Origin of the sequence: Pseudomonas lurida (assembly GCF_002563895.1) — a bacterium.
In the GTDB taxonomy this organism is placed as follows: Bacteria; Pseudomonadota; Gammaproteobacteria; order Pseudomonadales; family Pseudomonadaceae; genus Aquipseudomonas; species Aquipseudomonas lurida.
Window position 1 is genome coordinate 3,638,731 of record NZ_PDJB01000001.1, and the last position, 19,589, is coordinate 3,658,319.

Annotated in this window: 20 protein-coding genes; 9 read left to right on the plus strand and 11 right to left on the minus strand. The window is 62.8% G+C overall.

The features are described 5' to 3' along the window. Together ATH90_RS16310 and ATH90_RS16315 are read right to left on the minus strand one after the other, a co-directional pair. The gene (locus tag ATH90_RS16310; RefSeq protein WP_034106567.1) at positions 1 to 933 is read right to left on the minus strand and encodes a transketolase family protein; all 933 of its coding nucleotides are present in this window, start codon (positions 931 to 933) and stop codon (positions 1 to 3) included. Then, entirely contained in the window at positions 923 to 1,759 is an 837-nt protein-coding gene (locus ATH90_RS16315; protein ID WP_098466796.1) for a transketolase, read from the minus strand. Before ATH90_RS16315 ends, ATH90_RS16310 begins: the two co-directional genes overlap by 11 nt. Before the next feature lie 362 nt (positions 1,760 to 2,121). Between ATH90_RS16315 and ATH90_RS16320 the strand changes: the two genes are divergently transcribed. The 7 genes from ATH90_RS16320 to tal all read left to right on the plus strand — a co-directional run bounded on the left by ATH90_RS16320 (position 2,122) and on the right by tal (position 9,253). Next, positions 2,122 to 3,129: an ABC transporter permease gene (locus ATH90_RS16320; protein ID WP_052211122.1), complete on the plus strand. Its 1,008-nt coding sequence runs from the start codon at positions 2,122 to 2,124 to the stop codon at positions 3,127 to 3,129. A 50-nt stretch (positions 3,130 to 3,179) separates the two neighbouring features. Further along, complete coding sequence (locus ATH90_RS16325; protein ID WP_034106571.1) at positions 3,180 to 4,112, plus strand: sugar ABC transporter substrate-binding protein; 933 nt, start codon at positions 3,180 to 3,182, stop codon at positions 4,110 to 4,112. A 15-nt stretch (positions 4,113 to 4,127) separates the two neighbouring features. Continuing rightward, complete coding sequence (locus tag ATH90_RS16330; RefSeq protein WP_098466797.1) at positions 4,128 to 5,639, plus strand: sugar ABC transporter ATP-binding protein; 1,512 nt, start codon at positions 4,128 to 4,130, stop codon at positions 5,637 to 5,639. A gap of 85 nt (positions 5,640 to 5,724) precedes the next feature. Then, entirely contained in the window at positions 5,725 to 6,489 is a 765-nt protein-coding gene (locus ATH90_RS16335) for an SDR family oxidoreductase (RefSeq protein WP_034106575.1), read from the plus strand. Positions 6,490 to 6,506: 17 nt separating this feature from the next. After that, on the plus strand, positions 6,507 to 7,307 hold the full coding sequence (locus tag ATH90_RS16340; RefSeq protein ID WP_098466798.1) for a glucose 1-dehydrogenase: 801 nt from the start codon (positions 6,507 to 6,509) through the stop codon (positions 7,305 to 7,307). A 45-nt stretch (positions 7,308 to 7,352) separates the two neighbouring features. Next, a complete protein-coding gene (locus ATH90_RS16345; protein ID WP_034106579.1) occupies positions 7,353 to 8,306 on the plus strand; it encodes a sugar-binding transcriptional regulator in 954 nt (317 codons plus the stop codon). A 23-nt stretch (positions 8,307 to 8,329) separates the two neighbouring features. After that, positions 8,330 to 9,253 carry a transaldolase gene (tal, locus tag ATH90_RS16350; protein ID WP_034106581.1) on the plus strand — a complete coding sequence of 308 codons (924 nt, stop codon included), beginning with the start codon at positions 8,330 to 8,332 and terminating at the stop codon, positions 9,251 to 9,253. Between the two features lie 155 nt (positions 9,254 to 9,408). Here the strand turns inward: tal and ATH90_RS16355 are convergent, their stop codons facing one another. From ATH90_RS16355 to ATH90_RS16365, 3 genes are all read right to left on the minus strand, one after another. Beyond that, complete coding sequence (locus ATH90_RS16355; RefSeq protein ID WP_034106583.1) at positions 9,409 to 10,593, minus strand: sugar transporter; 1,185 nt, start codon at positions 10,591 to 10,593, stop codon at positions 9,409 to 9,411. A gap of 112 nt (positions 10,594 to 10,705) precedes the next feature. After that, on the minus strand, positions 10,706 to 11,068 hold the full coding sequence (locus ATH90_RS16360) for a type 1 fimbrial protein (RefSeq protein ID WP_034106585.1): 363 nt from the start codon (positions 11,066 to 11,068) through the stop codon (positions 10,706 to 10,708). Positions 11,069 to 11,154: 86 nt separating this feature from the next. Continuing rightward, on the minus strand, positions 11,155 to 12,153 hold the full coding sequence (locus tag ATH90_RS16365; RefSeq protein WP_098466799.1) for a bile acid:sodium symporter family protein: 999 nt from the start codon (positions 12,151 to 12,153) through the stop codon (positions 11,155 to 11,157). Positions 12,154 to 12,239: 86 nt separating this feature from the next. Between ATH90_RS16365 and ATH90_RS16370 the strand changes: the two genes are divergently transcribed. After that, positions 12,240 to 13,028 (plus strand): AraC family transcriptional regulator, encoded by a 789-nt coding sequence (locus ATH90_RS16370; RefSeq protein ID WP_098466800.1) that lies wholly within the window; start codon positions 12,240 to 12,242, stop codon positions 13,026 to 13,028. A 113-nt stretch (positions 13,029 to 13,141) separates the two neighbouring features. Here the strand turns inward: ATH90_RS16370 and ATH90_RS16375 are convergent, their stop codons facing one another. Further along, the gene (locus ATH90_RS16375; protein WP_034106591.1) at positions 13,142 to 14,155 is read right to left on the minus strand and encodes an ABC transporter substrate-binding protein; all 1,014 of its coding nucleotides are present in this window, start codon (positions 14,153 to 14,155) and stop codon (positions 13,142 to 13,144) included. A gap of 164 nt (positions 14,156 to 14,319) precedes the next feature. Between ATH90_RS16375 and ATH90_RS16380 the strand changes: the two genes are divergently transcribed. After that, positions 14,320 to 14,748, plus strand: a complete 429-nt coding sequence (locus ATH90_RS16380; RefSeq protein ID WP_034106593.1) for a hypothetical protein — start codon at positions 14,320 to 14,322, stop codon at positions 14,746 to 14,748. A 91-nt stretch (positions 14,749 to 14,839) separates the two neighbouring features. Here ATH90_RS16380 and ATH90_RS16385 read toward each other — a convergent pair whose 3' ends face one another. The 5 genes from ATH90_RS16385 to ATH90_RS16405 form a co-directional block, all read right to left on the minus strand. Next, positions 14,840 to 15,784 (minus strand): N5-glutamine methyltransferase family protein, encoded by a 945-nt coding sequence (locus ATH90_RS16385; RefSeq protein WP_098466801.1) that lies wholly within the window; start codon positions 15,782 to 15,784, stop codon positions 14,840 to 14,842. 11 nt (positions 15,785 to 15,795) lie between these two features. Further along, on the minus strand, positions 15,796 to 17,175 hold the full coding sequence (locus ATH90_RS16390; RefSeq protein ID WP_098466802.1) for an iron-containing redox enzyme family protein: 1,380 nt from the start codon (positions 17,173 to 17,175) through the stop codon (positions 15,796 to 15,798). Positions 17,176 to 17,370: 195 nt separating this feature from the next. Beyond that, the gene (locus ATH90_RS16395) at positions 17,371 to 18,330 is read right to left on the minus strand and encodes a saccharopine dehydrogenase family protein (RefSeq protein WP_098466803.1); all 960 of its coding nucleotides are present in this window, start codon (positions 18,328 to 18,330) and stop codon (positions 17,371 to 17,373) included. Next, positions 18,327 to 18,728: a VOC family protein gene (locus ATH90_RS16400; protein WP_098466804.1), complete on the minus strand. Its 402-nt coding sequence runs from the start codon at positions 18,726 to 18,728 to the stop codon at positions 18,327 to 18,329. The genes ATH90_RS16395 and ATH90_RS16400 overlap by 4 nt, the downstream gene beginning before the upstream one ends. 16 nt (positions 18,729 to 18,744) lie before the next feature. Further along, a complete protein-coding gene (locus ATH90_RS16405) occupies positions 18,745 to 19,488 on the minus strand; it encodes an SDR family NAD(P)-dependent oxidoreductase (RefSeq protein ID WP_069077684.1) in 744 nt (247 codons plus the stop codon). Positions 19,489 to 19,589 lie beyond the last annotated feature (101 nt).

Sequence of the window (19,589 nt, forward strand, 5' to 3'; positions counted from 1 at the left end):
TCACCGCAACCGAGTGGCAGCCGCCACAATCCCAGCCGCGTCGATGTTATGCAAGGCGCGGGTCGGTTCGCGGGCGCCGGCGGCGGCATATTCGCCATCGCCGATACCCAGGCGGACCAAGGCAATCCCCAGCCCGGCTTCGGCGAGTACTTCGGCCACCAGGCTACCGACCCCGCCGTTGATGTTGTGCTCCTCCACGGTGATGACCGCGCGCGTGCCACTCAGGGCGCTGAGCAACGCGTCACGCTGTAACGGCCGGATTGACGACAGGTTGATCACCTGCGCCTGGATCCCCTGTTCCGCCAGCACCCGTGCCGCGTCCACCGCTTCGTGCACCACCGAGCCCAGGGCGACGATACTCACATCCGCGCCCTGGCGCAGGATATCCACCTGCCCCGGTACGAATTGGTAGTCGCCCGCGTGCACATCCGGCAACGCCTTGCCGTCGAGACGGATGTACACCGGGCCCTGGTAGCGCAGCGCGTAATCAACGATCTGCCGGCACTCAAGCGCGTCGGCCGGGGCAAAAATCTGCACGTTGCCAAAACCGCGCATCACCGAAATATCGTCAAGGCTGTGGTGCGTGCTGGCCAACGGTCCATAACTGGCGCCCGCATTCAGGCCGAACATTTTGACGTTGGCCTGGTTGTAGCAAACGTCGACTTTGATCTGCTCATTGGCCCGCGAAATCAGGAACGGTGCCGCGTTGCAGGTCGCAGCGATCTTACCGCCGAGGGCCAGGCCCGCCGCGACGCTGACCAGCGACTGTTCGGCAATGCCGACATTGATAAGCCGCTCGGGAAAGCGCTGCACAAACGGCCCGATCTTGGCCGTGGAAGTGGAGTCACTGACCACCGGCACCACGTCCAGGCCGGCATCGACTGCGGCAATAAAGGCCTCCACCATGACGCTCGCCAGATGTTCACTCGCCATGACTCAACTCCTCCAGTGCCGCGTTGATTTCATCACCCTTGGGCACGCGGTGGTGCCATTCGGGACGGGCTTCGATAAACGACACGCCCTTGCCTTTGATGGTGTGGGCGATCAGCACTTGTGGCGCGCCGGTCTTGGCCTGCATGCTTTCCAATGCTTGGATCAACTGGCCCGCGTCGTTGCCGTCGCACTCGCTGACGCGAAAGCCGAAAGCCGCCCATTTTTCGTCCAGCGGGTCTAGCGGCATGATCTCGGCCGTCAACCCCGCCAGCTGCAGCTTGTTCTTGTCGACGATCACAAACAGGTTATCCAGGCCGTACTTGGCGGCAGCCATGGCCGCTTCCCAGTTGGAACCTTCAGCCAGTTCACCGTCGCCGGTCAGCACGTAGATGCGTTTTTTGCTGCCGGACATCTTCGCCGCCAGCGCCAGCCCCACCGCCACCGGCAAGCCGTGGCCGAGGGCGCCGGTGTTCAGTTCGATGCCGGGAGTTTTCTGCCGCACCGGGTGGCCCGGCAAGTGAGAGTTGAAGTGCTGATAGGTGGGCAGCCAGTCGAGGGGAATGTAGCCCGCCTGCGCCAAGCAGCAATACAAGCCGCCGACACCGTGGCCCTTGCTCTGGATATAGATATCGCGTTCAGGGTCTTCGGTGCGTTCCGGCCCGGTATCGAGAATGCGGAAATACAGGGTCGCGAGAATATCGGTTTCCGAGAGATCGGCCCCCGTGTGGCCGCCGGCCGGTGAGTCGGCATTCAGGCGGATGACGTGGCGTCGGATCAGGCGGGCCTGTTCTTTGATCTGGTGGGCGTCGTACTGGAAGGCATTCATGCAGCGGCTCCTTTGAGGCTGACCACGCGGGGTAAAAGTGTGCAAAGCTGTATTTGAATATTTATTCAGCAGTGACAATATATTTCTATTTAGACGCCGAACGCTCGACAGGTCAAGGGAGTGACCGACGGAAAAGTGAAATAAAACCTGGAGACACCCCTCGGACAAACGGCCGAAATCCTACTCGCGCCTATCTATTCCACGGCTTCTCGACGAGCGAACGCGGCGACCTGGAGGCATACTGGAAAAATTAAGCGCTTGACTTTGCCACGGTGTCACTGGAATCTGAATTAACAGTCAAGCACGCATAAATATTCAAAGCGCTTGAAGGCACTCCAAAAAAAATAAATCAGGAGAACACTGTGGACGCCAAAGCTATTGTCCAGCACCCGGCCGAACTCAAGCCGCCCCACCGCCCGCGGTTAGTGAAACTGCTCCCCAGCAACATCGGCGGCCCGCTGATCGGCCTGGTCCTGCTGGTGCTGGTCTTCTCCTTCAGTTCCGAATTCTTCTTCTCGTTGCGCAATGGCCTGAACATTCTTGATCAGGTCACGGTGCTGGGCATCCTGGCGATTGGCATGACAGCGGTGATCGTGATCGGCGGCATCGACCTGTCGGTGGGGTCGGTACTGGCCTTCTCGATGATGATGCTCGGCTGGCTTTACCAGGACCAGGCGGTGCCACTGGGCTTGGCGATTCCGATCTCGATTGCCAGCGGCATGCTTGCCGGGCTGGTGTCGGGCGGGTTGATCACCTATGCCAAGCTACCGCCCTTCATTGCCACGCTGACCATGATGTCGGTGGCCCGTGGCCTCGCGAACATCCTCACCGAAGGCCGGCAGATCGTCGGTTACCCGGACTGGTTCACCAGCCTGGCCACGGTGCGTCACTTCGGCTTCCTCTCGGCAACGGTCGGGCTGTTCCTGGTGATGCTCGTGGTGGCCTGGGTGTTCCTGCGCTTTCGGGCCGGCGGCCGTAACCTGTATGCCATGGGCGGCAGCCCCGAAGTGGCGCGCCTGTCCGGCATCAAGGTGCGCGCAATCACGCTGTGGGTGTACGCCATCAGTGGTGCGCTGGCCGGCATTGCCGCCGTGACCCTGGCGGCACGCCTGGACTCTTCCCAACCCAGCGCCGGGCTGAGCCTGGAACTGGACGCCATCGCCGCCGTGGTGATTGGCGGCGCCAGCCTCAGCGGCGGCGTCGGCAGCATCGGCGGCACCCTGGTGGGTGTGCTGATCATTGGCGTACTGCGCAATGGCCTGAACCTGCTGGGTGTTTCGCCCTTCATTCAACAAGTGGTGATCGGCGTGGTCATCGCCCTCGCCGTGACCATCGACACCCTGCGACGCCGTTCCAGCACTGCCCGTTAAACCTGTTCGACAGTTGACACCCTCCAACAATAAAACCAGGAGTCACCGACATGTTCAGCCCCAAGAAACTGCTATTGGCCACCGCCCTCGCGGCCGCTACCCTTACCGCTGCCGGCACCACCTGGGCCAAGGATTTGACCATCGGCCTGGCCGTGGCCAACCTGCAGGCCGACTTCTTCAACCAGATCAAGCAATCGGTGGAAGCCGAGGGCAAGGCCAAGGGCATCAAGGTGATCACCGTGGATGCGCAGGGCAACTCCTCCACCCAGGTCAGCCAGATTGAAGACCTGATTACCCGCCAGATCGATGTGCTGATCTACATCCCGGCCGGTGCCACCGCAGCCGGGGTGCCGGTCAAGGCAGCGAAAGCCGCCGGTATCCCGGTGATCGCCGTCGACCGCAACGCACCCGACGCGCCGGGCGATACCTTTATCGCCAGCGACAGCGTGGCCGGGGCCAAGACCCTCGCCGAGTACGTGGGCAAGCTCACCGACGGCAAGGGCCGCATCGCGATCCTGCAAGGCCAGCTCGGCACCACTCCCGAAAATGATCGCGCCAAGGGGTTCGAGGAAGGCTTGAAAGCCTTCCCGGACCTTAAGGTCGTCGCCCAGCAACCCGCCGAATGGGCCCAGGACAAAGGCTTCGCCGTAGCCCAGGACCTGCTCCAGCGTGACCCGAACATCACCGTGTTCTTCGGCCGTGCCGATGCCATGGCCTTGGGGGCCGCCCAGGCGGTGAAGGTCGGCAACCTCGATCACAAGGTCGTGGTGGTGGGTTTTGACGGTGACGTCGCCGGGCTCAAGGCCGTGGAAAGTGGCGTGTTGAATGCGACCATGACCCAGCAGACCCAAAAGATGGGCCGCCTGGCCGTGGCGTCCGCCATCGACCTGAAAGCCGGCAAGGCCGTGCCCAAGGAGCAACTGTTGCCCACCGTGCTGACCACCAAAGAAAACGTCGCGCCGTTCCTGCAGCAGCACCCGTAAACCTTGGAGGTCGTCATGCAAGCAGCAGCCCTGGACACCGCCCAAGCCGACGCGGTGCTGTGCCTGCGCAATATCAGCAAGGCCTATGGGCCGGTGCAGGTACTGTCGCAGGTCAACGTGGATATTCGCCCTGGTGAAGTGTTGGCCCTGCTCGGCGAGAACGGTGCGGGCAAGTCGACCCTGTCGTCGATCATCGCCGGGCTGGTGCAACCTGAAGCCGGGGGCAGCATGACCTGGCTCGGCGCGCCTTACGCACCGGCTTCACCCGGTGCTGCGCTGGGCGCCGGGATCGGCCTGATCCACCAGGAAATCCGCCTGCTGCCGCAATTGTCGATCGCCGAGAATATCTTCGTCGGCCGCCTGCCCATGCGTCACGGGCGGGTGGACCGCGAGTACATGGAGGCCCAGGCGCAGATCCAGTTGGAACGCCTGGGGCTCAAGGTGCCGGCGTCGCGCAAGGTCGAAGGCCTGAGCGTGGCGGCCCAGCAACTGGTTGAAATCGCCAAGGCGCTGACCCTCAAGGCCAGCCTGTTGATCCTCGACGAACCCACCGCTGCATTGGGCGGGGAAGAAACCGAACTGCTATTCAAGCAGGTCGAACGACTCAAGGCCGAAGGCGTGTCGTTTATCTACATCAGCCATCGCCTGGAGGAAATCGCGCGCATCGCCGACCGCGTGCTGGTATTGCGCGATGGACGCCAGATCGCCCTGCACGCCACCGCCCAGGTGCCAGTGCGCGAACTGGTGGAGCAGATGGTCGGGCGCAGCCTGGAGCGGATTTTCCCCGCCCTGCAAGCGCCACAAGACCGCGTGATGTTGCAGGTCAAGGACCTGGCCTGCCGCGAGTTTGCCTTGCACGGCATCGACTTCAGCGTACGCGCCGGCGAGGTGTTCGGCATTGCGGGTGTGGTCGGTGCCGGGCGGACCGAGTTGGTACGCACCATTGCCGGTGCGGCGCGTGACATTCAAGGCCATATGGTGCTGGACGGTGAAGTTCGCCACCTGCGCTCGCCCTTCGAGGCGATCCAGGCCGGGGTGGTGCTGGTGCCAGAGGACCGCAAGCAGCAAGGCGTGGTGGTGGAACACCGTATCGAAGACAACCTGATCTACGGCAACACCGACCTGTTGGATCAGCGCGGGTGGGTGTTGCCTGCCGCACTGCGCGAATTCGCGCGCACGGCGGTGGCGCGGCTGGGCGTGAAGGGTGCGCCGCAGTCACGGATTTCGAGTCTGTCTGGCGGTAACCAGCAGAAAGTGATCATTGCCAAATGGCTGGCGCGCAATCCCAAGGTGTTCATTCTGGACGAGCCCACGCGCGGCATCGACGTGGGTGCGCGGGCGGCGATTTACGAAGTGATCGCCGACCTGGCGGCCAAAGGCATGGCGGTGATCGTAGTGAGTTCGGACCTGGATGAAGTACTCGGGCTGTCCCATCGGGTGATGGTGATGAGTCGCGGGCGGCAGATGGGGATTCTGGAGCGCGGCGAAGCCACACCGGTTTCGGTGATGGAAATGGCCACCGCCTAACTCACAAACAATACAGATCAAATGTAGGCGCTGGCTTGCCTGCGCCCACAGGGGATCGACCGTGATTTCAAGAAGGGAGAAATTCATGCAGCTTTTTAGTCTTCAGGGCCAAGTAGCCTTCGTCACCGGCGCCGGCAGCGGCATCGGCCAGGCCATCGCCGTCGGGCTCGCCGAAGCCGGCGCGGATGTAGCATGTTTTGACCTGCCCGGCAGCCCGGGTATCAGCAGCACTGTAGAACGCATCCAGGCCCTGGGCCGTCGCGCCCTGGCCTTGAGCGGCACCGTCACCGAACGCGGCGCCCTCGACGCCGCCGTTGCGCGTACCGAAGCGGAACTCGGCGAATTGAGCGTCGCCGTCAACTGCGCCGGCATCGCCAATGCCCAGGCGGCCGAGGACCTGGAACTGCAACGCTGGCAGACCACCCTGGACATCAACCTCACGGGCATCTTCCTCAGTTGCCAGGCCCAGGCGGCAGTGATGTTGCCCCGGGGCAAAGGCGCCATCGTCAATATCGCCTCGATGTCCGGCAGCATCGTCAACCGTGGCTTGCTTCAAGCGCACTACAACACCTCCAAGGCCGGTGTGATACACCTGAGCAAAAGCCTGGCGATGGAATGGGCCGACAAGGGCTTGCGGGTCAATTGCATCAGCCCCGGCTACACCGCCACGCCGATGAATTCGCGCCCGGAAGTCGCCGACCAGGTGAAAATCTTTGAACAGACCACGCCCATGGGTCGTATGGCCAGCGTGGAAGAAATGGTCGGCCCGGCGATTTTCCTGGTCAGCCAGGCCTCGTCCTTCTGCACCGGTGTCGACCTGCTGGTCGATGGCGGCTTTGTCTGCTGGTAACCATGGGAACCCTTGTCATGTCGCAACGATTCGGCGGTAAAACTGTAGTGATCACCGGCGCCTGCCGTGGTATCGGCGCCGGCATTGCCGAGCGCTTCGCCCAGGAAGGCGCCAACCTGGTCCTGGCGTCCAATGACCTTGAACGCGTGACCTTCACCGCCGACCAACTGGCCCAGGAATACAGCGTCGACGCCCTGGCCCTGGCCATTGACGTCACCCGTGAAGACGACATCGAAAAGCTCTACCGCGAGGGCCACGCGCGCTTTGGCAGTATCGACGTGTCGGTGCAGAACGCCGGCATCATCACCATCGACCACTACGACAAGATGCCCCGCGCCGATTTCGACAAGGTGCTGCAGGTCAACACCACCGGCGTGTGGCTCGGCTGCCGGGAGGCGGCCAAGTACATGGTCAAGCAAGGCAGCGGGCGGCTGATCAACACGTCCTCCGGCCAGGGCCGCCAAGGCTTTATCTACACGCCGCACTACGCCGCGAGCAAAATGGGCGTGATCGGCATTACCCAGAGCCTGGCGCTGGAGTTGGCGCGGCATAACATCACGGTGAATGCGTTTTGCCCGGGCATCATCGAAAGCGAGATGTGGGACTACAACGACCGGGTCTGGGGCGAGATCCTCAGCACCGACGAGAAACGCTACAGCAAGGGTGAGTTGATGGCCGAATGGGTCAAGAACATCCCCCTGCGGCGTGCCGGCAAACCCTCGGATGTCGCGGGCCTGGTGGCCTTTCTGGCCTCGGACGATGCGGCCTACCTGACCGGCCAGGCGATCAATATCGACGGCGGCCTGATCATGTCGTAAGGGTTTGGTATCCTCACGGCCATTGTGTCAACAACTGAGGCTTTCATGAGCCAGATCGAAGAACAGCGCCTGATCACCAAGATCGCGAGCCTCTATTACGAAGAAGGGCTCAAGCAGTCCGAGATTTCCGCGCAACTGGACCTGTCCCAGTCCTTTATCAGCCGCGCCCTGCGCCGGGCGCTGCAGGAAGGCGTGGTGAAGATCACGGTGATGCGCCTGCAGGGCCTGCACCTGGAACTGGAAAACCAGCTGCAACGTCGCTACGGCGTGCGCCGGGTGATCGTGGTGGAAGCCACCGAGCCGGGCAATGACGAAAGCATCAAGCAGGCCATCGGTTCGGCCGCCGCCCATTACCTGGAAACCAGCCTGTCGCCCCAGGACCATATCGGGATTTCATCGTGGAGCAGCACCATCCGCGCCATGGTTGGCCATTTGCATGCGCAACCCGGCAAGCAGGCGGCCCAGGAAGTGGTACAACTGTTGGGCGGCGTCGGCCACAAGGGTGCGTTTGAAGCCACCTTGCTGACCCAGCGCCTGGCGACCCTGCTCAATTGCCCGGCGTTTCTGCTGCCGTCGCAAAGCATCGAGCAATCGGTGGAGAGCAAGCAACGCATCGTGCAGATGGAAGAGGTCAAGGAGGTGCTGCAGCGCTTTGACAGCATCACCTTGGCGATTGTCGGCATCGGCGACCTTGAGCCTTCGCAACTGCTGCGCAACAGCGGTAACTACTACACCGAAGACATGTTGCGCCTGCTGGCCGAACGCGGCGCGGTAGGCGATATCTGCCTGCGTTACTTCGATGCCCAGGGCAAGCCGGTGCTCGAGGAGGATGAAGAATTCGTCGTGTCGGTGGCGCTGCCCAAGCTGCGCGCCATCCACCGTGTGCTCGGCCTGGCCGGTGGGTTGAACAAGGTCCAGGCCATTCGTGGCGCGCTGAAGGGCGGCTACCTGGACATCCTGATCACCGATCTGGATACCGCACAGGCCCTCAACCGATAACCTTTTTCTGGAGACCGCCGCTCATGACGTCCAAGCTCGAACAACTCAAGCAATTCACCACCGTGGTCTGCGACACCGGCGACCTGGAAGCTATCAGCCGCTTGCGCCCGGTGGATGCCACCACCAACCCTTCCCTGCTGCTCAAGGCCGCTGCCATCCCGGAGTATGCCGAGTTGCTGCGCGGTGCGGTGAGCCTGTCCAAGGGCGATGTGGACCTGGCCTGTGATCGCTTTGCGGTGTCAGTGGGCTGCGGCATTCTCAAGGCGATTCCGGGGCGCATTTCCACCGAAGTCGATGCGCGCCTGTCTTTCGACGAAGAGGCGCTGTGGGCCAAGGCCAACCAGTTGATTGCGTTGTATGACCAGGCCGGCGTCGGCCGCGACCGCGTGCTGATCAAACTGGCCTCCACCTGGGAAGGCATCCGCACCGCCGAGCGCTTGGAAAAGGCCGGGATCCAGACCAACCTGACCCTGCTGTTTTCGTTCGTCCAGGCCGCCGCCTGCGCCGATGCCGGGGTGTTCCTGATTTCGCCGTTCGTAGGCCGCATCTATGACTGGTACCGCAAGAACACCGGCCTGGACTACACCGGTGGGGATGACCCGGGCGTGCAGTCCGTGACGCGGATCTACAACTACTACAAGGCCAACGCCATCAAGACCGTGGTCATGGGTGCCAGCTTCCGCACCCTCAGCCAGATCGAACAACTGGCGGGCTGCGATCGCCTGACCATCAGCCCGGAGTTGCTGCAAAAGCTTGATGAAGACCAGGGCGTGCTGGAGCGCAAATTGAATCCGGGGGCTGCCGGCGAGTCGCGCCAGACCCTCAACGAAGCGCAGTTTCGCTGGGGCTCCAACGAGGACGCGATGGCCACCGAGAAACTGGCCGAAGGCATTCGCCAGTTTGCCCGCGACCAGGAAAAACTCGAGGCAGTCCTCGCTGCGCTATAGCCCTGCCCAGCCGTTCAGCCAGCCGTGCGCCCTGGTGTACCCACCAAGGCCATGGCTGAACGTGGCGTGCCGGGCTACGTGAGGCACGCACCACTCACCGGCACGCAACAACGGATGACGCTGTTGCCCGTCAGTAAACAGCGATCGATCGCAGCTCAGTCACGCGCGACGCCCTGCCCAAATTTGCGAATCGCCAGGCAATACCCGATCAACGCCACCGCCGCCAACAACCCGCCCGCCGCGCCGATCCAGGCGAAGCCGAACTGGCTGCCGACCCAACTACCCATCAACGCACCGCCGCCGATGCCGATGTTGTAGATGCCGGAGAACATCGCCATCGCCACGTCGGTGGCATCCGGTGCCAACACCAGCACCTTGGATTGCATCGCCAGGCCGAAGCCCATGATCGCCATGCCCCAGAAGATGCTCAGTCCCACCAGGTAGGATTCGGCGCCACTCAACGGCAACAGCAAGGCCAGGCACGCGGCCAGCATGAACACCGCGCCGACCACGAACAGGTGCGGATTGAAACGGTGCACCACGCTGAACAGCAGTGAGCCGATGATGCCCGCGCCGCCGAACACCAGCAGGATCAGGGTCACCGCGCTGCCGCTCATGCCGGCGACGCCTTCGACGAAGGGTTCGATGTAGCTGTAGGCGGTGAACTGCGCCGTCACGGTCATGGCGGTGAGCACATACAGCGCCACCAGCGCCGGGCGCTTGAACAGCAGTGGCAGGCTGCGCAGCGAGCCGGAGTTCTGGCTCGGCAGCAAGGGCAAGGTCCGCGCGAGCCAGAACACCAGCGCGGCGGCGAAGGCGCCGATGACCAGGAAGGTGGTGCGCCACCCCATGGCTTCGCCGAGCAGGCGGCCCAAGGGGATGCCCAGGACCATCGCCAGGGAGGTACCGGTGGCCAGCAGGCCGAGGGCTTGCACCTGTTTGCCGGCCGGCGCCAGCCGCACGGCAAGGGAGGCAGTAATCGACCAGAACAGCGCGTGGGACAAGGCAATGCCGATGCGACTGAGCATCAGGATGCCAAAACTGGTGGCGACGCTGGACAGGATATGGCTGACGATAAACATGCAGAACAACACGATCAGCAGCTTGCGCCGTTCGATGTTGCGGGTCAGCAGCATCACTGGCAACGAAGTCAGGGACACGATCCAGGCATAGATGGTGAGCATCAGCCCGACGCTGGACACCGGCATGTCGAAGCTGGCACCGATGGCGCTGAGCAGGCCGACGGGCACGAATTCGGTGGTATTAAACACAAAGGCGGCCAACGCGAGGGCGATGACCGGTTGCCAATTGGCTTGGGGCGTTGCGGCTGAAATACTCATTGAACGGCGCGGTACTCTGACGGTGATCGAGCGGCCACCCGGGACAAGCGCCGCCGCCGAGCATTCTATAGGTTTCTGGCCCCGCTGTTGATGCGGATCGTCGCCCCAGGGTTCACGGCGCCGTCAGGGTGATCACGTAGTTACCCGACCGAATCCGCTTGCCGGCGCTGTCCACCAGCACATACTGCTGGTCGTAGTAACGTCCGCTGCCGCTGTCTGCCACCAGTTGCACATGGGCGGCGTTGGCACTGGCCTGCGGCGCCATGCTGCGTACATCCAGGCGGCTGCCGCGGTTGGCCTGGGCGCAGCCTTTGAGTTCCATGACCGAGCCACTGCGCGCATTTGTCGCACACCCCGGCTCAACGATGCTGCCCCTGAACTCGATCGTGCCCTGCCCGACGGTTTGCGCCGCACTGCACGCCCCCGCCCATAGGCACAGCAGGCTGGTAAACACCGAAATACCTTTAATGCTCATGGCGACACTCCTTACTGGGCTCTTACCCACTAAGTCGTCCCGCCGGGCGTTTACTTGAGGCTATTCGGCAAAGGCTGTGACGTAGATCAAGGATCCACCTGCCCCATCATCTGGGCAATGCTTTCGGGCCGCTTGGCATAGCGCTGTGCCAATGCCGCACACACCATCAACTGGATCTGGTGAAACAGCATCAGCGGCAGGATCAGCACGCCCATGCTTGCGCCTGCGAACAGCACCTGGGCCATCGGTACACCGGTCGCCAGGCTCTTCTTCGAGCCGCAGAACAGAATGGTGATACGGTCTTCCTGGTTAAAACCACACGCCTTGCCCAGCACCGTGGACGCGACCAGCACCAGCGCAAGCAATACGCAGCAGGCCACCACCAGCCCGCCGAGTTCCCACACTGGGATCTGGTGCCAGATGCCTTCGTTGACCGCTTCGCTGAATGCGCCGTAGACCACCAGCAGGATCGAGCCCTGGTCGACGAATTTCAGCCAGGATTTATTGCGCCCCACCCACTCGCCGATCCAACGACGGGCGATCTGCCCGGCGATGAACGGCAGCAGCAGTTGCACGCTGATTTTCAGGATCGCGTCGACGGTCGAGCCGCCCTCGCCGTGCACGTTGAGCAGCAAGGTCACCAGCAGTGGCGTGAGGAAGATGCCGAACAGGCTGGACGCCGCCGCACTGCAAATCGCCGCCGGGATATTGCCCCGCGCCAGGGAGGTGAAGGCAATCGCCGATTGCACCGTGGCCGGCAAGGCGCAGAGGTACAGCATGCCCATATACAGATCTTTGCCGATCAGCGGCGACAGCACCGGCTTGAGCGCCAGGCCCAGCAATGGGAACAGCACAAAGGTCAGGCTGAACACCAACAGGTGCAGGCGCCAGTGACCGGCGCCGGCGACGATGGCCTGGCGCGACAGCTTGGCACCGTGCAGGAAAAACAGCAGCGCGATGGCCAGGTTGGTGACCCAGCCGAAGGCCACGGCCGTCTGGCCGCTGGCAGGCAGCAGGGAGGCAAGGATCACCGTGGCGATCAGCGTCAGGGTGAAGTTGTCAGGCAGAAAGCGGGGGCGAGTCATAAGCAGGATCTTCCGGGGGTTGCCAAGAGCGTCGTGGCGACTCTAACGTAACGGCTTGTTACCGACTAACGCCAATGAGCCAGTAAATGCCGCCTAAAGGACGTGACAAGACGGTCCGCCGCAGTGTGCCGGGGCTTTCCAGCCTGCCACGGCCGGTGTACGGGCGCACTGAATCGCTGCCCAACCGCGCGCTGACCCGCCGGCACAGCCACCCGTGGGTGCAATTGTCCTACGCGATTTCCGGGGTGCTGGAGATCCAGACCAGCGTTGGCCGCTTCGTGGCGCCGCCCCAGCGTGCGGTGTGGATTCCGGCGGGTGTGCCGCACCGGGTCTACAGCTCGCCGCACACCGAAATGCGCAGCCTGTACCTGGACTGCAGCGTTACCACATGGGCGGCCGGGCACTGTCATGTGCTGGAAGTGAGCAGTTTGCTGCGCGAGCTGATCCGCAGCTTCAGCGAGCTGCCAGTGGAATATGCCGAGGATGGGCCGGATGGCCGGCTGGCCCAGGTGGTGCTGGACCAGTTGGCGGCGGCGCCGCAGGTGGACCTGATGCTACCGTTGCCGCTGGACCCGCGTTTGCGGCAGATCTATCGCAGCCTGAACCTGCACCCGGAGCAACAGACAACCCTGGGGCAGTGGAGCCAGAAGCTGGGGGTGAGCGAGAAGACACTCAGTCGGTTGTTCTTGAGCGATACCGGGCTGACGTTTCGAGCCTGGCGCCAGCGTTTGCGACTGTTGACCGCCCTGCCCGCCCTGGAACGAGGCGAGCGGGTGACGGATGTGGCGCTGGGGTGTGGGTATGAGTCGACGTCGGCGTTTATCAATGCGTTTCGGCAGCAGTTCGATGCCACCCCGGGCGAGTTCTTCCGCTGATTGTCCTGACGACGCTGGCTGGTCTGCGATGACGGCGTATCAGCAGCATTTTTTGGGCTGGCAGACCGCTATCGCAGGCAAGCCAGCTCCAACCTTTTGAGCCGTGTTCGATTTCAGCTACCGTTGCCGCCGTGGGCCTCTTCGAAGAAGTAGTCCTTCCAGCTCGCGGCCTTGTTTTTGAGCACGCCCAGCGCCTGCAATTTCTCGGCGTAGATAGAGGTACGCTGGGGCACGATGGTGAAGTCGATCTCCGGGTCCTGGACGATCTTCTCTACCAGGTCCAATGGCAACTTCGACTGCTCTACGCGGATGTAGGCCTTGGCTGCGGCCGGCTTGTCGGCCTTGATGATCTTCTCGGCTTCGGCCAGCGCGTCATAGAACGCCTTATAGGTCCTGGGGTTCTCGTCATGAAACTTCTGCGTGGTGTACAGCACGTTGAACGTCGCCTGGCCACCGAGGATGTCGTAGGAGCTCAACACTTTGTGCACATTCGGATTGAGCAATTCCTGGTACTGGAACGGCGGGCTGGAGAAGTGCGCGTTGATCTCCGAACCACCGGCAATCAATGCCGCCGTTGCGTCCGGGTGGGCCAGGCTGATGGAGATGTCGTCGAACTTCTTGTAGTTGGCATCACCGAACTGCTTGGCGGTCTCGATCTGCAAGGTGCGCGACTGGAAACCCACACCGGCGGCAGGCACCGCGATACGGTCTTTCTCGGTGAAGTCCTTGAGGGTTTTCACATTGGGGTTGTTGGTCAGCAGGTAGTTGGGCATCGACCCCAGGGAGGCGATGGCCTTGACGTTCTGCTTGCCTTTCGTGCGGTCCCACAGCGTCAGCATCGGCGGCACACCCGCGGAGACCACGTCGAGGGCGCCGGCCAGCAACGATTCGTTCATGGCCGTGGCGCCGGAAATGCTGTTCCACTCCACCTTGATATCCAGGCCCTGTTCCTTGCCGTGCTTTTCGATCAGGTTCTGGTCGCGCACCACATCGAGAATCAGGTAGCCGATACCGAATTGCTGGGCGATGCTGATCTTGCCTTCGGCCTGGGCACCCGGGCTGAGCAAGGCGCTTGCGGCAGCCAGGGAAGCCGCCAGGAGAGTCAGGGACGAACGCTTGAGGGTCATGGGGGTCTGCCGCGCTTTTGAGAAGGTGAGCGAGGGTAGCCACGATTTTTAAGACAGGAAAAGAATATCGGGTTCTATTGTTATGCAAATTACCCACAAATGGGCGCCTGGCTGTTATTGTGCCGCGCTTTGAAAAGCTATCGAACACTGCGAGGAAATGGACGTTGAACACTGACGAAAAAATGACTGGGGACCTGTTCGAGGTCGATAAGCGCCTGTCACTCAAACCCGTGGTGGACTTCAACGCCTATCTGCGCAGTGCGTTCGGTGACGGCGCCTGCACCTGCGTGCGCTGCGCCGCCGGCCATGGCGATGAAACCGGGTATGCGTTCCAGCACACGTTCACCTTCGACGGCCGCCCCACCCACCGCCGATTCGCCTCCACGGCGGGCAGTGACGTGCTGGCGATGCTGAAGAAAGCCTGGCTGTCGTATTCCAAGACCGAGTTGCCGCTCAGCGGCGTGCTGGCCCTCGACACGGTGAAGGACTTTGTCGAGCCGCAGTTGCACAAGCGCCTGGTGCCGTTGTTCGTGGCCAGTGAGTTGGTCAAGGATGTAGACGGCGCACTGCACTTGCAGCCACAAGCCGCCTGATCGCGTCAGACGTAAACGGGCACGCCCAGACGCCGGGTGTGCAGGTCGGTGATGAAATATGCCTCCTCGATCCCGAAGGTGAGCATCGCCGTCAGCGCAATCGGGTGACGGTGAGTGCGACCACGGCAATCCGCTCCACACGTTCGTAGCCGGGCTTGGCCAACTCTTCACCAAACACATCGGGGTCGAGTTCACGGTAGGTCCAGGCGTAGGCATCGCTGCCGAGCAATGGCCTGACCGCCGCCAGGAACGGGTCCTGGCCCGCGACAATCGCCACGCCGGTGTACAGCACCAGGCTACCGCCCAGGGCCAGGCGCCCCAGGGATTCGCTGGCGATTCGCACCGACAACTGCTCCCCCAATGTCCCGCCGCCATGGCGATAGGCACGTTGGCGGTCATCATTCATGTACGGCGGGTTGGCGACGATCAGGTCGAACTCGCCCTCCACGCTCGCCAGCACGTCGCTGTGGTAGGCGCTGACGTTGCCCAGCCCGGCCAGTTCGGCATTCACTGCCGTCATGCGCAAGGCGCGCGGGTTGATATCCACCGCCAGGACCTGCGCGTCATGCCGCGCACGGGCAATCACCAATGCGCCCACACCGGCGCCGCAGCCAATGTCCACGGCGCGTTTGATCGGTTCGAAACGCTGTTGCAGATGGGCTTCGATCACCTGGGCGAAGCGGTAGCTGTCCGGCCCGAAAAACACCGCGTCGGCTTGCGTGGTGGGGTAAGCGGAATGCGCAAACAGCAGGTCGTCCAGGCTCGACCAACGCACCGCACTGCGCCACAGCGCGTCGTGCTTTTCGACGACATCGGCCTGCTGCAATTCTTCACGAAAGGCTTCGGGCAGCAGGTCGTTGCCAAAGGGTATCGACCAGCCGAACACGTCGCGCAGGTCCGTCGCCAATGGCATTGCCAGGCGTTGAAACACCCGTTCATGGGTCAGGGGCGTCGGGGTGATGAAACGGTAGCCGCTCTCTTTCAACCCCCGTCCCAGGTTCAGCAGGGCGCGGTCGGCGAGTTGTTGTGCAGACATAGGCGAATTCCTTAGCGCAAGCGCGCGCGCAGTTGGATAAAGCGACGGGTTGCGTACAACCCGGCGGGCGTGCAATGGCGTCGCGCTGACAGCCACGGGATCAGTACATGAAGCTGCTGATGATCGGGCAGGTTCGACAACGACTCGACCAGCGCCTGGGTGTCCGGGTCTGCAGGACGATGCTGCTCGCGGGAGAACCGGCTGCCGCGTCCGGGCCGCACGGGCGGCACGCGCTGGCCGCTGATCCAGTCACCGGCGATCCAGTCGTGCAATACCTGTTTTTCGTAGCCACTGAATACACCGAACATTGCCGCGCCCGCGCCCTCGATCAGTTGCCAGAAACGGCTGTCGGCCGGGTCCTGGTGACGCTTGATCCAGCCCTTGTCTTGCAGGGCCTGGAGAAAGGCACCGATCTGCCCCGGCTGCGCCAGCCATTGGTTGACGGTCTTGCCTTCGAAGCGGCAGTAGTCAGAGTGCAGGTGCTGGCCAAATGTTCGCTTGCGCTCAAGCATCGCCACCACCTCGTCCTGCAGGTGAAAACCATTGATCACAGCGGTGGTGCCCGGGCCAAGGTCGTTGAGGCGATAACCCTCGGCCACGCGACGGTAGAAGTCTGCCCTGCCCTCGCCCAGCGGCAACAGGTTGAGCACCGACTGCGCCGCCTTGCACGCGTGGCCGCTGCTGGCGTTGTCGATGGTCACGTGCAAGGTGAAGTAATACGGGTCGATACCCAACTCGCTCAACTCGTACGACGTGATCAGCAGGTGCAGGGGCAACTGCTCATAGCCGAGGTTGTAGCCGATGATTTCCGGCAGGAATTCCTCGGCGAACACGCCCAGGGCCATCTGCAGCGCGCCTTGCAAGTAGTGCGCGTCTTCGAGGCCGGCGTCGCTGTCGGCATCGTATTCGTTGAGCAATTTACGGTAGATCACCACATGGTTCTGCGCAGCTTCACCGTCACCCAATTCTTCGAGGTAGGTGGTGAGCAGGCCGTCGAAACGCGGGTCCTGCCAATAGCGCAGCAGACCGTTGAGCCAGGCGCCGTCGACCTGTTTGGTCGGGGCCACGCGCTGCAGGAAATACAGCGCATGGGCCTTGTTCTGGAAGTAGCGACGTGGCCGCCCTTGCTGGCGTTGCTCCAGGTAATCGGCGTAGGCCTGGGCCACCTCGGCGCAACGCTGTTCGATCCAGGCCGGCAGTTGCTCGGGGCTCTGCGGCAGTTCGCTGGGCGCGTCCTGCACCTGCGCCAGCTGCGCCCGCAGAAAGTCCCGCGCCGCCTGTTCCGCGCCCTGGACTTCGGCATAGAGCTGTTGATACAGCCCATGGTACTGGCCGGGCGCCGAGTGGGTGATAGAGGCCGGCTGGCCTGACAGCGCTGCAAGAAGCGTCATGATGGCAGTTTCCGCAAAGTCCGATACAACCAGGCCTCCCGAAGAAGAGGCCCCGCAAGAGCGCTGAGAACCACACGCTTCTAGAATGAAGAGCATCGGGGTGCGGGGAAAATTCAATCAGGGTTGGAAAGGTGCGGATCGGCGGTCGCTTTCCTGCCACCGCCACTGAGCCTCATACCGGCTCATTACCAGCCATCAGTAATCAGTGATCTGCGTGCCGGCAATCGTTTGGGCGAAACCCACGCCGAACAGCTTTGCAGGCGTTTCGAAGCCGGCGCGAAGTTCGCCGCTGAGTACACGGCGTGCGGCTTCCACGGCCGCCAGCGGGGTGTAGCTGTAGCCGTTGACGGTCTCGATGACGGAGCGCGCCACCGAGCCATCGGCGCCGGTGACTACGGCCACGGCGCGGGCACGGTGGGCATCGCGCTGGGCCTGGGTGGGGCCGTCGGGCAGCAGCGCCAGGTCACCTTCGGGAAAGGCCTCGCCGGTGATATGCACGAACATCGCGATAGTCGGGATGGCGCTGGAGTGCCAGGCAGTGACCAGGTCGCCAAAGGACAGCGGAGCGCACAGCACCGGACCGTCGCCAAAGTCCAGGGACTGTGGCTGGGCGTCCGGCGTCTCGACCAGGTGGCCGTCGATGCGCCTCATCACGCCTGCGCCAATGATCTCGCCCACACTCATGGCCGAACCCCGGGACATGGCACCGGGAACCTGCAAGGCGATTGTTACGGACAGGGGTTGCTGCACGCGGCTGGCGACATGCCTGACCAGGCAATCGGTGGGGACCACGTCCCAGCCCACGCCGGGCAGCAACATGACATCCACCCCGCTGCCGAGTTGCTCGGCCAGGCGATACACGTTGATTTCGGCGGCGATGTCCAGGTAGTCGGTGCCGCTGGCGATGCAGGCGCGCATCAAGGCCTCGGCGGTTTGCACGAAGGGGCCGGCGAAATTGAGTACTACGTCGATACCCTCCAATTGGCTGGCCTGGGGGCTGAACACACGGTATGGCGCGTTCAACTCGGCCGCCAGGGAAGCCAGGCGTTCGGCGTTGCGGCCGGCGAGTACCAGGTTGAGTCCGAGTTTTTTTGCGTGTTCCGCCGCCATGCGCCCGGTATAGCCGGTGGCGCCGTAAATCATCAATGTCTTCATGAGGTGTGCTGCCAGTTTTTGTAGACGAATTCGAGGCTGTAGCCGTCCGGGTCGAGCACGTTGGCGGCGTAATAGTTGGGGTCGTAGTGCAAGCGCGCACCTGGCGCACCCTTGTCGGTGGCGCCGTTGACCAGCGCGGCGGCGTACGCCTCTTCGACTTCGGCGCGGTTGTGGGCGACAAAGCCCACCTGCACGGCCCGCCCTTCCACCACGCCCTCGCGCAGCCAGAAAAATATCCGGCCATGGGCGCCGAACCCCTTCAGGTCGGGGTGCCCGGGTGGGCCGTCCTTGCCGTCGTAGTCATGCCGCACAGTAATACCGAGTGGCGTCAGGGCGGCTTCGTAGAAACGGATGGAGCGTTCGATATCGCTCACGGAAATAAACAGATGATCCAGCATGCTGCGGCCTCCCGATTCAGATGATGTAGCCGCCGGCGACCTCAATGGTCTGGGCATTGATCCAGCGACCTTCTTGCGACAGCAACAGGGCAATGACTCGTGCGACGTCTTGCGGCTCACCGACACGGCCCAGGGCGGTTTGCCCAGCCAGCAGGGCCTCGAATTCGTCGTTCAAGCCGCCGCCCAGCTCGGTACGAATGGCGCCGGGCGATACGGCATTGGCGCGGATACGGCGTTCACCGAATTCCTTGGCCATGTAGCGGGTGAGCACATCCAGGCCGCCCTTGAACGCCGCGTAAGGCGCCACGCCAGACGTTGCAACGCGCGTCGTGGCGCTGGTGAGGTTGACGATGCTGGCGTGTTCTTCCAGCAACGGCAGCAAGGTCTGGGTCAGAAAGAACGGCCCCTTGAGGTGCACGTTGAACAGGCCGTCGAATTGCGCTTCGGTGACCGACTCAAGGGGGTTGAACAGGCCATAGCCGGCATTGTTCACCAGGCCGCTCAAGGACGTTACACCCCAGATGGTGTGCAGGACGCGTGTCACCGCCTCACGGAACACAGCGAACGTGCTGACAGTGGCCACGTCCAATGCCAGTGCCACGGCTTTGCCGCCGGCAGCCTCTATGCGTTGGACCACCGCCTGTGCCGCCTCCGGGTTGCGGTTGTAAGTCAGGATCACGCCATGCCCCTGACGCGCACATAGCTCGGCGGTACTGGCACCGATCCCGCGGCTGCCTCCGGTAATCACGATAACGCCCATGGTCTGCTCCACTGCTGAAAAGTTGAGTGACCACAGTAGCCATCGCCCTACCCCGTGACGCAGCCATTCCTGCCTCAATCCTGCCTGTTCCTGCTTTTTGC

Bases quoted from the DNA above. Each gene is read 5' to 3' on its own strand.
- ATH90_RS16360 (WP_034106585.1), bottom strand. From the start codon at position 11,068: ATGAGCATTAAAGGTATTTCGGTGTTTACCAGCCTGCTGTGCCTATGG.
- ATH90_RS16345 (WP_034106579.1), top strand. From the start codon at position 7,353: ATGAGCCAGATCGAAGAACAGCGCCTGATCACCAAGATCGCGAGCCTC.
- ATH90_RS16330 (WP_098466797.1), top strand. From the start codon at position 4,128: ATGCAAGCAGCAGCCCTGGACACCGCCCAAGCCGACGCGGTGCTGTGC.
- ATH90_RS16400 (WP_098466804.1), bottom strand. From the start codon at position 18,728: ATGCTGGATCATCTGTTTATTTCCGTGAGCGATATCGAACGCTCCATC.
- ATH90_RS16395 (WP_098466803.1), bottom strand. From the start codon at position 18,330: ATGAAGACATTGATGATTTACGGCGCCACCGGCTATACCGGGCGCATG.
- ATH90_RS16365 (WP_098466799.1), bottom strand. From the start codon at position 12,153: ATGACTCGCCCCCGCTTTCTGCCTGACAACTTCACCCTGACGCTGATC.
- ATH90_RS16390 (WP_098466802.1), bottom strand. From the start codon at position 17,175: ATGACGCTTCTTGCAGCGCTGTCAGGCCAGCCGGCCTCTATCACCCAC.
- tal (WP_034106581.1), top strand. From the start codon at position 8,330: ATGACGTCCAAGCTCGAACAACTCAAGCAATTCACCACCGTGGTCTGC.
- ATH90_RS16375 (WP_034106591.1), bottom strand. From the start codon at position 14,155: ATGACCCTCAAGCGTTCGTCCCTGACTCTCCTGGCGGCTTCCCTGGCT.
- ATH90_RS16340 (WP_098466798.1), top strand. From the start codon at position 6,507: ATGTCGCAACGATTCGGCGGTAAAACTGTAGTGATCACCGGCGCCTGC.
- ATH90_RS16315 (WP_098466796.1), bottom strand. From the start codon at position 1,759: ATGAATGCCTTCCAGTACGACGCCCACCAGATCAAAGAACAGGCCCGC.
- ATH90_RS16310 (WP_034106567.1), bottom strand. From the start codon at position 933: ATGGCGAGTGAACATCTGGCGAGCGTCATGGTGGAGGCCTTTATTGCC.
- ATH90_RS16325 (WP_034106571.1), top strand. From the start codon at position 3,180: ATGTTCAGCCCCAAGAAACTGCTATTGGCCACCGCCCTCGCGGCCGCT.
- ATH90_RS16405 (WP_069077684.1), bottom strand. From the start codon at position 19,488: ATGGGCGTTATCGTGATTACCGGAGGCAGCCGCGGGATCGGTGCCAGT.
- ATH90_RS16355 (WP_034106583.1), bottom strand. From the start codon at position 10,593: ATGAGTATTTCAGCCGCAACGCCCCAAGCCAATTGGCAACCGGTCATC.
- ATH90_RS16385 (WP_098466801.1), bottom strand. From the start codon at position 15,784: ATGTCTGCACAACAACTCGCCGACCGCGCCCTGCTGAACCTGGGACGG.
- ATH90_RS16370 (WP_098466800.1), top strand. From the start codon at position 12,240: ATGCCGCCTAAAGGACGTGACAAGACGGTCCGCCGCAGTGTGCCGGGG.
- ATH90_RS16335 (WP_034106575.1), top strand. From the start codon at position 5,725: ATGCAGCTTTTTAGTCTTCAGGGCCAAGTAGCCTTCGTCACCGGCGCC.